This window comes from Flavobacterium aureirubrum, from assembly GCF_038739835.1.
Taxonomy (GTDB): Bacteria; Bacteroidota; Bacteroidia; order Flavobacteriales; family Flavobacteriaceae; genus Flavobacterium; species Flavobacterium aureirubrum.
Genome location: NZ_JBCGDO010000025.1, coordinates 22,246 through 36,459 on the forward strand (window position 1 = coordinate 22,246; position 14,214 = coordinate 36,459).

At 32.8% G+C, this 14,214-nt stretch carries 18 protein-coding genes; 12 read left to right on the forward strand and 6 right to left on the reverse strand.

Features of this window, described 5'->3' with window-relative positions; genetic code table 11:
* Genes WFZ85_RS14150 through WFZ85_RS14175 form a run of 6 tightly spaced genes read right to left on the reverse strand, consistent with a single transcriptional unit; the run spans window position 1 to window position 4,300 of the window.
* Window positions 1-840 carry an AraC family transcriptional regulator gene (locus WFZ85_RS14150; RefSeq protein ID WP_342696941.1) on the reverse strand — a complete coding sequence of 280 codons (840 nt, stop codon included), beginning with the start codon at window positions 838-840 and terminating at the stop codon, window positions 1-3.
* Entirely contained in the window at window positions 841-1,536 is a 696-nt protein-coding gene (locus WFZ85_RS14155) for a TIGR04283 family arsenosugar biosynthesis glycosyltransferase (RefSeq protein ID WP_342696942.1), read from the reverse strand. It lies immediately after the preceding gene.
* Entirely contained in the window at window positions 1,529-2,284 is a 756-nt protein-coding gene (locus WFZ85_RS14160; protein WP_342696943.1) for a DUF547 domain-containing protein, read from the reverse strand. The genes WFZ85_RS14155 and WFZ85_RS14160 overlap by 8 nt, the downstream gene beginning before the upstream one ends.
* A gap of 55 nt (window positions 2,285-2,339) precedes the next feature.
* Window positions 2,340-3,212, reverse strand: coding sequence for a sterol desaturase family protein (locus tag WFZ85_RS14165; protein WP_342696944.1), 873 nt, complete (start codon window positions 3,210-3,212; stop codon window positions 2,340-2,342).
* Window positions 3,199-3,816: a TIGR04282 family arsenosugar biosynthesis glycosyltransferase gene (locus WFZ85_RS14170; RefSeq protein WP_342696945.1), complete on the reverse strand. Its 618-nt coding sequence runs from the start codon at window positions 3,814-3,816 to the stop codon at window positions 3,199-3,201. Before WFZ85_RS14170 ends, WFZ85_RS14165 begins: the two co-directional genes overlap by 14 nt.
* Complete coding sequence (locus WFZ85_RS14175) at window positions 3,806-4,300, reverse strand: rhodanese-like domain-containing protein (RefSeq protein WP_342696946.1); 495 nt, start codon at window positions 4,298-4,300, stop codon at window positions 3,806-3,808. Before WFZ85_RS14175 ends, WFZ85_RS14170 begins: the two co-directional genes overlap by 11 nt.
* Before the next feature lie 774 nt (window positions 4,301-5,074).
* Here WFZ85_RS14175 and WFZ85_RS14180 point away from each other — a divergent pair.
* The 12 genes from WFZ85_RS14180 to WFZ85_RS14235 all read left to right on the forward strand — a co-directional run bounded on the left by WFZ85_RS14180 (window position 5,075) and on the right by WFZ85_RS14235 (window position 13,946).
* Window positions 5,075-5,272, forward strand: coding sequence for a hypothetical protein (locus tag WFZ85_RS14180; RefSeq protein WP_342696947.1), 198 nt, complete (start codon window positions 5,075-5,077; stop codon window positions 5,270-5,272).
* A gap of 387 nt (window positions 5,273-5,659) precedes the next feature.
* Complete coding sequence (locus WFZ85_RS14185) at window positions 5,660-5,848, forward strand: hypothetical protein (protein ID WP_342696948.1); 189 nt, start codon at window positions 5,660-5,662, stop codon at window positions 5,846-5,848.
* A gap of 119 nt (window positions 5,849-5,967) precedes the next feature.
* Complete coding sequence (locus WFZ85_RS14190) at window positions 5,968-6,762, forward strand: sensor histidine kinase (RefSeq protein ID WP_342696958.1); 795 nt, start codon at window positions 5,968-5,970, stop codon at window positions 6,760-6,762.
* Between the two features lie 20 nt (window positions 6,763-6,782).
* Window positions 6,783-7,433 carry a response regulator transcription factor gene (locus WFZ85_RS14195; RefSeq protein WP_342696949.1) on the forward strand — a complete coding sequence of 217 codons (651 nt, stop codon included), beginning with the start codon at window positions 6,783-6,785 and terminating at the stop codon, window positions 7,431-7,433.
* Window positions 7,434-7,583: 150 nt separating this feature from the next.
* The gene (locus WFZ85_RS14200; RefSeq protein WP_342696950.1) at window positions 7,584-8,324 is read left to right on the forward strand and encodes a sensor histidine kinase; all 741 of its coding nucleotides are present in this window, start codon (window positions 7,584-7,586) and stop codon (window positions 8,322-8,324) included.
* Window positions 8,325-8,884: 560 nt separating this feature from the next.
* Complete coding sequence (locus tag WFZ85_RS14205; protein ID WP_342696951.1) at window positions 8,885-9,928, forward strand: GMP reductase; 1,044 nt, start codon at window positions 8,885-8,887, stop codon at window positions 9,926-9,928.
* A gap of 120 nt (window positions 9,929-10,048) precedes the next feature.
* Window positions 10,049-10,576, forward strand: coding sequence for an NUDIX hydrolase (locus WFZ85_RS14210; protein ID WP_342696952.1), 528 nt, complete (start codon window positions 10,049-10,051; stop codon window positions 10,574-10,576).
* Between the two features lie 327 nt (window positions 10,577-10,903).
* Window positions 10,904-11,449 carry a hypothetical protein gene (locus WFZ85_RS14215; RefSeq protein WP_342696953.1) on the forward strand — a complete coding sequence of 182 codons (546 nt, stop codon included), beginning with the start codon at window positions 10,904-10,906 and terminating at the stop codon, window positions 11,447-11,449.
* Window positions 11,446-12,045, forward strand: a complete 600-nt coding sequence (locus WFZ85_RS14220) for an SOUL family heme-binding protein (protein ID WP_342696954.1) — start codon at window positions 11,446-11,448, stop codon at window positions 12,043-12,045. Before WFZ85_RS14215 ends, WFZ85_RS14220 begins: the two co-directional genes overlap by 4 nt.
* 9 nt (window positions 12,046-12,054) lie before the next feature.
* Window positions 12,055-12,732, forward strand: a complete 678-nt coding sequence (locus tag WFZ85_RS14225; protein WP_342696955.1) for a type 1 glutamine amidotransferase domain-containing protein — start codon at window positions 12,055-12,057, stop codon at window positions 12,730-12,732.
* A 104-nt stretch (window positions 12,733-12,836) separates the two neighbouring features.
* The gene (locus tag WFZ85_RS14230; RefSeq protein WP_342696956.1) at window positions 12,837-13,313 is read left to right on the forward strand and encodes a Dps family protein; all 477 of its coding nucleotides are present in this window, start codon (window positions 12,837-12,839) and stop codon (window positions 13,311-13,313) included.
* Window positions 13,314-13,946 (forward strand): nitroreductase family protein, encoded by a 633-nt coding sequence (locus WFZ85_RS14235; RefSeq protein ID WP_342696957.1) that lies wholly within the window; start codon window positions 13,314-13,316, stop codon window positions 13,944-13,946.
* Window positions 13,947-14,214 lie beyond the last annotated feature (268 nt).

Below are 14,214 nucleotides of genomic sequence, written 5' to 3' on the forward strand. Positions count from 1 at the left end.
TTAGTTGTCAATTATTCTGTTTTTTTCTCTGAATTCTTTTGGGGATTGTCCTTCTTTATTTTTGAAAAATCGACTAAACGAAGTAATATCTTCAAAACCCAATTCAAAAGCAATTTCTTTCACAATTTTTTGGGTAAATAATAATTGTCTTTTAGCTTCAATATGTATTCGGTCCTGAATTACTTTAAGTGGTGTTTTTTCTGAGTGTAAAGTAAAAAGATTGGTCAACGATTTAGCGGGTTTATTCATTAAATTCGCATATTCTACAACGGTATGCATTTTTTTATAATGCATTTCAACCAATAAATTAAATTCTCTAATCGTATCTAACTTGTTAACATGCAGTTTTATGGATTTGTTTGACTTTTTATAAATTCGGGTAGCGAGAATTAAAAAACGTTTCAAAAGCATCAACAACATCTGACCGTGTAAATTGTCTTTCGATTCAAACTCGCTGAGAAATACCATCCAAAGTAATTTGAATTTGGGCAATTGTATTTCATCCAAATCAATGACCGGAATTTTAGCATTGGCAAAGAAAAGTACACCATTGCAACCAATTTCTTTATCAAAAAATTCAGAGCTGTAAAATTCTCTGTTAAAACGAATAAGGTTAATTTCATCCATTTTTGAAATGACAATGTCATGCATGTCCGTTAAAAACAAAATTTGATTGAGTAACAAGGGATATTCTAATCCATCAATAATTAAGGTAGTGTCTCTTTTGTCATTCCAAAAAATACGCAAGCAATCCCCTTTGTATTGATTTAACCAAACTGCATCCTCTTTTCTAATGGTTGCAATATGAAAATATTCATTCAGTTTACCTCTGTATTCCATTTAGCTAATGTTTTTTTTATAGTACTTTAACATGCTTTCAGTTGAATGGCCGAATCTTCTTTTTAGATGGATGATAGCAAAGTGATATTGTAATCGCAAAACACCATTTTTCTTATAGCGTCTGGCTGAGGTGATAACGTATTTAGGAATTACAACAAATTTACTGTTTTGATACAATCGTTTGATGATTTCATTGTCTTCATAAATACTGTAATTTTCGTTGTAACCACCCATTTCATCAAATAATAATTTTGTTACAAACAAAGACTGGTCGCCTCCACGACAAGATATATGATTAAATCGTGTAAACCATTGCGAAACCCAAAGCACCGGATGAGCATCATCAAACTTCATTCGGAAGCAGCCAGAAAAATGACCTTTTTTAACTTGATTAAAAATTTCCAAATCAAAGTCAGTTGGCGGAAAACTATCACAATGCAAAAAGTAGAGTAGGTCACCGGTTGCTATTTTTGCTCCGGCATTGAGCTGTTTTGCTCTGCCTTTTGCACTCGATAACACTATGACGTCTTTGTGTAAGGTTTGCACTTTATTTTTCGTTCCATCTGTACTGCCACCATCAACCACAATGAGTTCAAACGGAATTGTTTTTGAAAGCTCCTTTTTTACATACAACAAAAGCCGATGGATGGCATCGACTTCATTGAGTGTTGGTATGATGATGGAAATTTTAGTCATTCAAGCTCCAATTGTATTCTTTGAATTTTATTTTGGCCTTTTTGGAAATTTTTATCGTGCTGTATTGATTCAAGTAATCGACTATTGAACCGTTTGATTTAAAATCGCCCGAAAACCAATCAAATATTTTTGAGATTTCAACGCTTTCTTGTTGAATGGTATTCTTTGTTTTATCATTAACAAATGCTTTTGCGGCGACATCGAGTTGCTTTTCTAATTTTGTATCAATAAAAGCTTCATTTGATAAATTCGGACAAGAAAAGGAAGCACAGTTGATGGCAAAATGAATTCTGGGTTCGTCCATTTTCCGTAAAATTTCGTGTTCAATTTCTTCCAGACTATATTTTTTTGTTCCCAATATAAAAAACTTTTTACCCCAAGGGTCTTTGATGTCTTTGATACTTTTTACGGGATAATTGTCTAAAATTAATTTTACGGTAAACGCATTGTAGGCGTTAATCCAATAGGCTAACACCGCATTTTTAGACCACGACTTTTGGGGAACATTTGCCGAAAGTTCGTCTAAATATACTTGTAATGCTTGGGCATCTTTTTTAAATCCCGGATAATTTACATTTCCTTTTGCCGAAACATGTTTTTGCAATAAAACATGCCATTTTTGATGGTCGATTACTTTGCTTATGGTTTTACTTTCTTTGGCATAAGCCATTTCAGGTAGCGAAGATTCATTTGATTTGGCACATGACAAAAAGGGTAGGAGGGAGATGATAAAAAATAATTTTCTCATGTTCAATTTTTTTATAGCTGTTTACTAGACGCTGCCATTGTGGATTCCTTACACATTATTTTTTAAAAGGAAATAGTTCTTGTTGTATAAAATCGTTCGGAAATTCCTCTTCATCCGAAAAACCTAACTCAATGTCTTTTCCATCGTTTGGAATATGGTTGGTTTTAAAAAGATAATCCCAAATGCTTAATGAAATACCGAAGTTGGCACCGTATTTTGAGGGCAACACTTTGCTATGGTGCCAAATATGCATTTTCGGATTATTGAAAACATATTTAAAAATTCCGTAATCCCAACCAATATTGGCATGGTTTAAATGGCCTATCGCAATAGCAACAAAATGTACGATAAAAACATCCTCTAAAGCAAAACCGCCAATCAGAATGAGTGGAATGTACTGAATGGATTTATACACCACAGCTTCCATCCAATTGTAGCGAAATTGTGTGGCAAATCCCATTTGCTTGGGTGAATGATGTGTTTTGTGGATGTTCCATAAAAAAGGAACACGATGCAATAAACGGTGTATGTTCCATTGCACAAAATCACTGATGATGAAAAATACAATCAGTCCAATTGGCTTTGGCAACTCAGAAAGTGAAACGACTTGTATAGAAGTTAATTGTAAATTAAATAAAGACAAAAAGTCATTTAAAAGCGTTTCGGCAACATTGGATAAGGCAATTAACAGAATCAGATTAAATAAAAAGAAATTGAAAAACATGTAAAACAAATCCAACCAAAAATCTTTACGAAATATCGGTTGATTTTTTCGCCATGGAAATACAATTTCTAACAACCAAACGCCTAAGGAAATAAATAGTAAACCATAGAAATAGTTGTCCCATTTCCAATAAAGAATTTCATTCAACAGGTAGTTAAAATAACCACTGTAAGAATTTAAAAAAATATCACTATACTTTTCCATTCAGCTGTTGTCTTTTTTGGTAATACTTGCTTTTTTCTAAATCTTCAAAAGTATCAATGTCGTTTAGTGTTTCAATGCATTCAACTTGATGATTTTCTAAATCCCTTTGCGTTTCGGTTAAAACACTCGAAGTTCCCCAATGTTTATTGATGAAAACGGAAGGAATTACTTTTTTTAATCCTAAAAGATAATAACCGCCATCTTCTGCCGGGCCGAGTACAACATCAGCATTGTCCAATTTTTGAAAAGCTTCCTGAACATGATGAGCAGTTAAGTCAAACAAATCACTTCCAATAATAATACACTTTTGATACCCCACTTCAAAAAGTTGTTCAAAAGCATGTTGCATTCTTGCTCCTAAATCCACTCCTGATTGTTTTCTTTTAAAAAATAGATTATCTGCCCATCCATCATTATTTACAATCCTTTCATCATAAAAAACAAATTTATCACAGGTCAATCGTTTCGTAACATTCATGGTATGTGCTAACAAATCAGTGTAAACTTTCAAGGCTTTTTCATCCCCAATAGTTTTGGCCAATCGGGTTTTTACCTTCCCTAATTGAGGGTTTCGTGTAAATATGATTAAGGCATTAGTTTTCATACACTTTTTTCCCTTTCGCCAGATATACGCTCCATTCTTTGTTAAAGGTATGAATTTCGTCAGTTTCCACATTTTGGTTATTCACCACTTTTCCGCCTTGGTGTTTCCATTCAAAAATGCCACCGTAGAGGTTAAAAACATTTTTGTAGCCTAACTTTAGTAAGCGTTCGCCGATTTTCTCACTTCGCACGCCAATCGAACAGTAAACAATGATTGTTGCTTCTTTATCTACTGGAATCAGTTTCGTTCTTTTTACATCAAATTTCTCAAATCCCACATTGATTGCATTTTTAATGTGACTTACATTATATTCTTTAGTTTCACGAGCATCAAGTAAAACAGCGTTTTCTTTTGCAAGTAATTCTTTAACCGTAATATAAGGAACTGATTTACTATTAAGTTTTTCTAATACTTTTGGAATAGAGTTTTGGGCAAATCCAAACGATAAAAAGTTAACGAACAGTAAGCAAAAAATACTTCTCATATAGTAAGTTTTAATAGTTATAACTTAGTCGAAGATAAATAGATTACCTGACAAAGTATTTTGTTTTTTTCATTTAAAGTTATTCTGTAAAATTATAATTATTTAAGAGAATTTTATACGTTTTTATTTGATATAGAATATATATTTTTAGTAATTTATAGTAATTATCATTCATTCAAACTAGAAGAAAACAGAACAAATTTATTCAAGAACTAAAAGTAAGCTTAATAGCTTACAATGAATGGGTATGAAACACTTTTATTCACCTTAGTGGTCGTTCATAATTATCTAGATGTAGTTACAACATAATTTAAGCGTTTTCACTTCAATAATAAAGTTTATTTTTTGGTTCAAAAAAAAGCTGTAGAATTTATTCTACAAAAAGTATTGTTTAGTACTACTTATTTTTTAATGAAGAATACTAAATTTGCCCGATAAAACTTCATGTCTTGTAAAAAAGCTTGAAATTTATAAAAGTGTTTTTTTAAAATACTCTTTTAGAAATCACTTAATGCAATTAAAAGAAATGCCCCAAATCTCTTTTAACATTGTAATGCAAATGTTAGTTCTGTTAATTCAAGAAGTGAATGTGATGGCAAAAAAATTAAAGGTTTTTTTACTATCATTTTCAAAAAAGAGTGGTATTGTTTGTGTAATCTGAGCTTCAAAATGTTTCGAAAAAAAATGTTTAATGCCTTGTAGTATAAATGCGAATGCTACAACTATTTAATCCAATTTTTAATTAGAATAGAAGTACTAATAAATTTCTTTTACTTGATACAACTAAAATTTAAGCATAGAAAAGTAGTTCATTATACTTTATTGATTTCCATTATTCTATTGCAAATTATTGCTATACTCACTTGGTATAATGAAACGAAACTAGCGGAAGCTTTTGACGATATGGCCACTGCGGGCAAAATGAATACCATAAATAATGCTTTGCTAACCTCTCAAGATGATTTTAATTAATACATAACGACTCGTGATACGACATCCTTAAGAAATTATGCGAAGAGTATAAATAATATTATTGATTGGCAAGCTAATATAGCTAGTTCAAATAGTAACGACCATAAGGAAAAGTTACTAAAAGAGAAAAAAACTATTCTGTCTGCTATCAAGAAAACAAAGTCGTCAATAGATTCCATTATTGAAAATCAAATTGCCATTCAAAATAATTTACCCACAGCATTTAGCTTTAACGAGTTTCAAATAGACAAGTTTTTAGACGATGTTAAAACAGACTCTTATGTAAAAGTAGATAGTGCATCTCGCAAAGGCCTTTTTTCGCGTTTAGGTGATGCGATTGCTAATCGAACCAACGTACAAAAAGAGTACGTCAATACGGTAGTTACTATGCAATACAAAGACAAAGTTACCACAGGAAGCATCGAACAACAATTATCGAATGCTATCAAAATCACCAATGATTATTATGCGAAAGAGTTTATTAAATTGAAAATGGCTTATGCTAATTTTAGAGCCAATGATATACGATTAATCGATTTAAATAGCAAGAGCTGTTACTATTTAACCAATCATTAGTTACAAGTTATAACAAAGGGAATAATTTATCTCAACCTCAAACTATTCAAAATCTTGAAAAGGAATACCAAACTAGCAAAAAAATAAGAAGTTATAGCATCATCATTTTAATAATTTTGATGTTAATTATCTCTTTTATTTTGTTCAACTTTACCCGATTAGCTTTTGATTATGAAAAAAAAATAACCCTTTCACACGAAAGAATTCGTCAAAGTTTGAATTTTAAAAATAGAATTACTGGCATGATTAGCCACGAGATACGTTCTCCCTTGAGTATCATTTCAATGTACAGTAAAAAATCAAGTGCAACTGTGAACGATATACAACTAAAAGAAACTTTTAAGTCCATAGAGTTTACAACCAATTCGTTGCTGTTACTCTCCAATCAAATTTTAGAATATTCTCGAGACGAAAATCATAAGCTCAGTTTGAAATTAAAAAGTACTAATTTAAAAGAAGAAATAAATCAAATTTTAACTTCTTTGGCTTCGCTTTTACAAACAAAAGGCAACACTTTAGTAATTTCCTCCCATATCGAAACCAATGAACTTGTCTTTACCGATGTAGCTAAAATTCACCAACTGTTTTATAATCTTATCGGAAATGCCAATAAATTTACCGAAAATGGAAAAATTAATGTTGATGTGAACTTAGAAACTATTTCAGATTTTGAGAAAAATTTCAAAGTAATCATCTCAGATAATGGAATAGGAATTAATAAAAATGACCTGGAAAACATTTTCGAATCATATTATCAAGGTGTTGTTTCTGATAATGTGACCGATTTAGGTGTGGGTTTAGGATTGAATATTTGTAAAGAAATAATCGAACTATTTGATGGCGAAATTCACATCGAAAGCGAACCAAACAAAGGAACCAAAGTGACATTTAACCTTATTTTGACACAAGAATAAATCCATTAAATAGCCCTTACATGAAATTATCAAAAAACTTTACTTTTTTAATTGCTGATGACCACAGTGTTGTTAGGCAGGGATTTTCCTTAGTTATTAAAGAATTGTTTCCTACCGCTGAAATTCAAACAGCAGGCAGTTTTAAAGAGGTTATTCAAATGGTAAAAGTAGCAAAAATAGACCTTTTGATATTAGATATAAATTTTCCAGATGGTAATAGCCTTAGTATCATTCCCGAGATAAAAATGCTGCAACCTGAGCTAATGATTTTAATTTGTACGGCATATGACGAAAGTATTTATGCACTTCGTTACCTTAATGCTGGCGCTTCTGGATTTTTAAATAAGGGTTGTACCGAAGATGAGATGAAATATGCTATAAAAAGCATGATAACTACAGGAAAATTTTTAACTCCAACAGTTAAAGACCGGATTTTAGACTCCTATATATCCAAAACACCCATTAATCCGCTCGATAAATTATCAATTAGAGAAGTTGAAGTAGCCCGACTCTTAATAAAAGGCTACGGAAATCTAGAAATATCAGAGCTACTACAAATTAAAAAAACTACCGTAAGCACCTTTAAGAATAGGGTTTTCGAGAAACTAGAAATTGATAATTTAGCCGCATTAATTGAACTCTTCCAGTTATATTTTGAAGAGTCAAAGTAATTCCAATTAACTTCCTAAAAACATTTTTTTTGTAGAAATAATTCTACAAAATCAGTTCACATGTTCTACAATTTATTGATTTTGACAAGTCTATATTTGCACTAGCATAATGAGGATAATGTAAATAATTAATACAAATTAAGATTACTTATGGAAGTTGCTAACGTTTCTACAAACTATAGCCAGTTAAAACAAGACAAGGCATGTTCTGACACTGAAAATCTGAATAAATTATTATTGAATTTGTTTTATACGGTATCACACAATTTAAATACTTATGCGGCTAATATCACAATGTTACTAGATGTCATCGATTTAGATGTGGATAAAAATGAAAACCAAATGTATCTTGATCTTATGGGCACCGTTTCAAACGATTTAAAAAAAACACTTGACGATTTATCTCAAATAGTTTCTATTAATAAACCTTCTGCGATTAATAACGAGACTTTGCTTCTTAACCAGTATTTAGAAAAAGTGGAAAACATAGTAAATGGTTATTCGCATGAAAAAAAACTTGAGTTTGTCAATTCTATACCTCAAAATGCTTCGGTAGTTCATAATCCTGCTTATTTAGAAAGTATTTTATTGAATTTTTGTACCAATGCCGTCAAATATGCACACCCTAATCGTTTTCCAGTAATCCATTTTGAGTTTATGGAAGTAGCTCATGCCAAAATTCTAACCATCAAAGATAATGGACAAGGAATTGATTTAGAACGCTTTGGAAATTCATTATTTGGTTTAAATCAAACATTTCATCAAAATAAAAATGCCAACGGAATAGGTTTGTATCTTACTAAATATCAAATAGAAGCGCTTAACGGTTCAGTCGAGGTAGAAAGTAGTGTAGGGGAAGGAACAACTTTTAAAATATACTTTGCTAAGTAGCGCTATTTAAAATAATGAGTATAAAACAAATAAAATAACAGATTTGTTTTATAAAGTTTCAAACAAATGAACGAGTAAGCCCTTTTTCCCCAAATTAAGTTACTAGGTAAGTTACCTGAATAAATTGTTTTTTCTGATTTAGTGGTAAATTTTATTTCAATTTACAATAAGGTAAAAAGATTTTTGAGACTTTCTTTTTTCTTACCTAGTTAACTTTTTTATAGTATAAATAATAAAATAGCATCTACTTATCAAACCGCTATAAATGAAGTAAAGGTTTTTTATAACGCAATTAAATACTAAACTAGTTACTTCAATTGATTTTCCCTTCACGAAATCCATCAGTCAATAAATTCGTCAGTTTGAGTGATTTTCTATTTTGAAAAAGCTATTTTTTTAAAAAGAAAATTATTCTGAGGCAAACCCGACTCCCGAAGGAAATAGTGAACCATCAAAACACTTACATAATAATTGTTCATAATTTTTCCTATTTAGAAAATGAATTCTTTCATTTATATTCCTGAAAACAATACATTTGAATTCATCCAAAGTATTGAATTATGAGAATTGAAACCGAACTAAAATTAGGATTTAAAGACGTAATGATTAGACCAAAACGTTCAACGCTAAACAGTAGAGCACAAGTGTCGTTAGAACGTGAATTCAAATTTAAGCACAGTACAGTAACTTGGACAGGTGTGCCGATTATGGCAGCCAATATGGATACCGTAGGAACATTCGAAATGGCAATCGAACTAGCCAAAGAGAAACTGTTTTCATGCATTCACAAACATTATTCGATACAAGAATGGAGCGATTTTCTTCAAAAAGCGCCAACAGAAATCGTCGACTATATTGCAGTTAGCACAGGAACGGGAAAGCAAGATTTTAAGAAACTAGCCGAAATCATGGAACTCCATTCTGACTTGAAATTCATTTGTATTGATGTGGCTAATGGCTATTCAGAGCATTTTGTAAACTTCTTAAAACAAGCACGTAAGCAATATCCAAATAAAGTAATCATTGCAGGAAATGTAGTTACTGGCGAAATGGTAGAAGAACTTCTTTTGGAAGGTGCTGATATTGTAAAAGTAGGTATTGGTCCAGGTTCAGTTTGCACCACTAGAGTAAAAACAGGAGTAGGGTATCCGCAACTTTCTGCTATTATTGAATGTGCCGATGCGGCGCATGGTTTAGGCGGACACATCATCAGCGATGGTGGTTGTGCTATTCCGGGCGATGTGGCTAAGGCATTTGGCGCTGGAGCCGATTTTGTAATGCTAGGAGGAATGCTTGCCGGACACACAGAAAGCGGCGGGAAATTAGTAGAAATCAATGGCGAAAAATACAAACAGTTCTACGGCATGAGTTCTGAAACCGCAATGAAAAAGCATGTTGGCGGTGTGGCTGAATACAGAGCCAGCGAGGGCAAAACAGTGCAAGTGCCCTTCAAAGGCGATGTGATAGAAACACTTCACGATATTTTGGGCGGCATTCGAAGTACCTGTACCTATGTTGGTGCATCCAAATTAAAAGAATTAACAAAACGAACCACCTTCATCCGCGTAACGGAACAGGAAAATACGGTTTTTGGGAAACTATAATCGAACAATGATTTAAGTTATCGTCACAAATTAATCTTTGAAATAATCTTTGGAAATCCTTGTAATCCGTGGCTAAAAATTTAAAAAATCTGTGCTAAACTGTGCAATCTTTGCCAAACTATGTCGACCGAAACCAACTTTTTTAAATACTGCCCCAATTGCGCCAGCAAAAACTTCACTTACCACAACAATTTCAAGTTGCATTGCAAGGACTGTGATTTTGTTTTATACCATAATATTGCCGCCGCAGTAGCCGTTGTTTTCACTTTTGAAGACAAAATGCTTTTCACGGTTAGAAATGTAAATCCCGACAAAGGTAAACTCGACTTGCCAGGTGGTTTTATCGATCCAAACGAAACCGCAGAAGAAGCAGCATGTCGAGAAATTAAAGAAGAATTAGGTTTGGTTATTACTTCAACTGATATACGATATATCACCACAGCACCAAATCATTACGTTTTTAAAAACGTAGCCTATCGCACTATGGATATTATCTACGAATGTGCCTTGTCAAATGATGATGTTTCCATAACGGCTAAAGATGAAATCAACGAACTTATTTGGATAAAACGAACCGAGATTGAGGTAAACAAAATAGGTTTTGTATCAATCAGAAAAGTAATAGAAGAGCAATACCTACAAAGATAAAAATCGTTTCAAGACCATCAATATATTTCCCTAGCCAAAAGAGTTTATAAACAACTCATTACCAACTTTCACTCCTTACTCTTCACTCTTCACTCTTCACTCAAAATATGCGAATGATACAATTCTTATCATTTTTTCTGTAACTTTTTAGGACAGAAGAGTTCTCAACTTTGTTCTGACATTAATTCACATTAATCATAATTTTTGATGGAAAGGTAATCTGGTATTGTAAACTGATGTTAAAAACAATATCAGTAGACGAATTTGTAAATAAAAAGCGGATTAGAATAAGTGAATTAAGTGATCCTTTTTAAAATGTAAAACAGAATGAAAAAAAACATCCCCATTTATTTATATGGATTAATTACAATTCTTGCCGGTGTTTTTTTGTTATTTTCAAATGATAGTTCGCTAAACGAAATTACATTTAAACTAGCAATTACGCTACTAGTGGGAGCATTTTTTGCTTTTGCTACTGCTGCATTTCGCCAAAACAAACAAGTGCAATTTGCCTATCATACTATGCATGCTTTTGCTATGTTGCTATATGCAATTGCGCTTCTCTTTTTCTGTAATTCCATGGAAAGGTTTATAAATTTCACTTTCTATCTTTTCATCTTTTATTCCTTCTCAGAAATAATTTTATGCAGTTGGATTTTTAATTTGGCACAAAAGGTTGTTTTTAAAATCGTACTAATCCGGGTGCTACTTGGTTTAGTAGTAGGCATTGGGGCTGTTATCGCTTTGAATTTCAAATTAGTTACGCTACAAGTGTTTGGGGTTTTATTTGTCATGTTGGGTGCCAACATCATGCTTTATGTTCCGGTAATGAAAGCAAAAGAACCAATTAAAATGTTAAACAAGGAATTATGAAAACAGCAGTAATCATCGGAAGTATAGTGCTTATCCTGTTTGTGGTTTTTCAACTTTACATCAGTAGGGCAACTAAAAAATCAGAAAACCAACCCTACAAAGTGATTCGGGTAGAAAAAGACTTTGAAATCAGGTTTTATCCATCATCTACCATGGCTATGATTACTTCGTCTGCGAAAAACTATAGAGAATTAAGTAGTTCAGGTTTCAAAAAGTTAGCGACTTATATTTTTGGTGGCAATAAAGATAACAAACAAATAGCCATGACTTCGCCAGTTCACATGGATATCAATGATAGTATTTCGAGTATGAGTTTTGTAATGCCAGCTAACTATAACAAAGATAATTTGCCTATACCTAATAATTCCGAAGTAACGATAAAGACGGTTCCCGAAGAATATGTAGCGGTAATTACTTTTGGTGGATTTGCCTCTGATGAAAGTATTAAAAAACAAACAGCACTACTGGAAAAAGCTTTAAAAGAATACCAAATTTATTATTATGGTCACTTTCGCTATTTGGGATACAATCCACCATATCAATTATTTGGAAGAAGAAATGAAATTATAATAAGTGTAAACAACAATTTTAAATAAATAAACAACATGAAAATTTTATTTGTAGTAACCTCTCACGCTGATTTAGGAACTAGTGGAGAAAAAACCGGCTTTTGGATTGAAGAATTTGCAACACTATATTATGTTTTGTCCGATGCAGGAGCAGAAATCACGATAGCTTCTCCAAAAGGAGGGCAACCACCTGTTGACCCTAAAAGCGAGTTGATAGACGCACAAACCGATTCAACCAATCGATTTTATAAAGACAACACACTTGTCGATAAAATGGCGCACACACTGAAATTAGCGGATATAAAATACGACGATTTTGATGCTGTTTTTTATCCTGGTGGCCATGGACCATTATGGGATTTAGCAAATGATGTCGATTCTATAAAATTAATTGAAAACTTTTATAACCATCAAAAACCAATAGCTTTTGTATGTCATGCACCAGCAGCATTAGTGAATACCAAGGCAAAAAATGGCAATCCATTAGTAAAAGGTAAGCATCTTACTAGTTTTTCCAACACCGAAGAAGCAGCAGTTAAGCTAGTTAAAGTAGTTCCGTTTTTACTAGAAGATGAGTTAACAAAGCAGGGTGCTATTTACAGCAAAGAAGCGGATTGGAGTTCCTATACTAAACAAGATGGCTTACTTATCACAGGTCAAAATCCTGCCTCTTCGGAAGCAGTAGCCAAATTACTTTTAGCAGCACTTGAATAGAAAAGTGTTAGTAAAAGTATCCGTTTTCAACCGAATTTTAGGTTGAGGAATAACTATCTAAGTATACTGATAAATAAATAACAAAATAAAATCTAAAAAAAATAATGAAAATAGCCATAGGAATAACAGCCGAAAACAGACAAGCAGTCGCCACTGAATTAACAAAAATCCTCGCTGACGAAACGGTGCTCTATACCAAAACAAAAAATGCGCATTGGAACTGTGAAGGAGCGGATTTTTATGATAAGCACAAATTTTTTGAAATCCAATTCGGGCAATTGGATGATGTAATTGACCAAGTAGCCGAGCGCATTCGTTCCATTGGACATTATGCTCCCGCCACTTTACAATCCTATTTAAGTTTAACTCACCTATCGGAAAAAATAACAGAGGATAACAGCAGTAAAGCATTTATCAAAGAGTTACTAGATGACCACCAAAGTATCATCATCATATTGAGAGGACACATTATGTTATTTACAGCTGATTATCAAGATGCAGGTACAGCCGATTTTGTAACAGGTCTTATGGAAACACACGAAAAAATGGCTTGGTTTTTACGTTCACACCTAAATAATTAAATGATGTCTATAATTCCAGCACTAAAATGGCGCTATGCCACAAAAAGAATGAATGGTGTAAAAATTCCAAAAGAAAAAATGGACATCATTTTAGAGGCCATTTCGTTAGCGCCCACATCATTTGGTTTACAGCCTTACACTATTATTGTTATTGAAAACAAAGCAATGCTCGAAAAGATAAAACCAATTGCGATGAGGCAACCCCAGATTACAGAGGCATCTGTACTACTAGTGTTTGCTGTTTGGGATAGCATAACCATGGAAAAAATAGAGGCTTACATCGCTCAAATAGCGAAGGAAAGAGAGGTAACTGTTGCTAGTTTAGACCCAGTAAAAGATCGAATGGCCGAACAACTAAAAAATAGCGATAGCGATAATTTGATATGGAATGCCAAACAAGCCTATATTGCACTAGGTTTTGCCTTGGTAGCAGCAGCGGTAGAACAAATAGACAGCACACCAATGGAGGGTTTTGACAAAGCACTGCTAGACGATGTATTGCAGCTAAAAGAAAAAGGATTGCGCAGTATGCTCATTATGACTTTGGGCTATAGAGACCTTAAAAATGATTATTTAGCCAACCTAAAAAAAGTAAGAAGACCGATGGAAAGCCTTTTTATTGAAATAAAATAAAAAGTAAAGAATTTTTGTCCATACCACATCCATCAGTTCACTACACTCGCCAGTTCACGACACCCGTCAGTTCGAGTGATTTTCTATTTTGAAAACGCTAGTTTTTGAAATAGAAAATTATATCGAGAACCGTTGTTTCTGGGAAGCTTCTCGATACAATTTTACTCCATTATATTACGTAAAACCACTCGAAGTGACGTAATCAGCATATCTGTCATTTCCGCTATCGTCAGTTCGAGTGATTTTCTATTTTGAAAACGCCAGTTTT

Excerpts from the sequence above, each read along its gene's own strand:
- WFZ85_RS14235 (WP_342696957.1), top strand. The coding sequence starts at position 13,314 with ATGATGTCTATAATTCCAGCACTAAAATGGCGCTATGCCACAAAAAGA.
- WFZ85_RS14160 (WP_342696943.1), bottom strand. The coding sequence starts at position 2,284 with ATGAGAAAATTATTTTTTATCATCTCCCTCCTACCCTTTTTGTCATGT.
- WFZ85_RS14185 (WP_342696948.1), top strand. The coding sequence starts at position 5,660 with ATGCAATACAAAGACAAAGTTACCACAGGAAGCATCGAACAACAATTA.
- WFZ85_RS14150 (WP_342696941.1), bottom strand. The coding sequence starts at position 840 with ATGGAATACAGAGGTAAACTGAATGAATATTTTCATATTGCAACCATT.
- WFZ85_RS14155 (WP_342696942.1), bottom strand. The coding sequence starts at position 1,536 with ATGACTAAAATTTCCATCATCATACCAACACTCAATGAAGTCGATGCC.
- WFZ85_RS14225 (WP_342696955.1), top strand. The coding sequence starts at position 12,055 with ATGAAAATTTTATTTGTAGTAACCTCTCACGCTGATTTAGGAACTAGT.
- WFZ85_RS14210 (WP_342696952.1), top strand. The coding sequence starts at position 10,049 with ATGTCGACCGAAACCAACTTTTTTAAATACTGCCCCAATTGCGCCAGC.
- WFZ85_RS14175 (WP_342696946.1), bottom strand. The coding sequence starts at position 4,300 with ATGAGAAGTATTTTTTGCTTACTGTTCGTTAACTTTTTATCGTTTGGA.
- WFZ85_RS14220 (WP_342696954.1), top strand. The coding sequence starts at position 11,446 with ATGAAAACAGCAGTAATCATCGGAAGTATAGTGCTTATCCTGTTTGTG.
- WFZ85_RS14190 (WP_342696958.1), top strand. The coding sequence starts at position 5,968 with ATGTTAATTATCTCTTTTATTTTGTTCAACTTTACCCGATTAGCTTTT.
- WFZ85_RS14215 (WP_342696953.1), top strand. The coding sequence starts at position 10,904 with ATGAAAAAAAACATCCCCATTTATTTATATGGATTAATTACAATTCTT.
- WFZ85_RS14195 (WP_342696949.1), top strand. The coding sequence starts at position 6,783 with ATGAAATTATCAAAAAACTTTACTTTTTTAATTGCTGATGACCACAGT.
- WFZ85_RS14165 (WP_342696944.1), bottom strand. The coding sequence starts at position 3,212 with ATGGAAAAGTATAGTGATATTTTTTTAAATTCTTACAGTGGTTATTTT.
- WFZ85_RS14170 (WP_342696945.1), bottom strand. The coding sequence starts at position 3,816 with ATGAAAACTAATGCCTTAATCATATTTACACGAAACCCTCAATTAGGG.
- WFZ85_RS14200 (WP_342696950.1), top strand. The coding sequence starts at position 7,584 with ATGGAAGTTGCTAACGTTTCTACAAACTATAGCCAGTTAAAACAAGAC.
- WFZ85_RS14205 (WP_342696951.1), top strand. The coding sequence starts at position 8,885 with ATGAGAATTGAAACCGAACTAAAATTAGGATTTAAAGACGTAATGATT.
- WFZ85_RS14230 (WP_342696956.1), top strand. The coding sequence starts at position 12,837 with ATGAAAATAGCCATAGGAATAACAGCCGAAAACAGACAAGCAGTCGCC.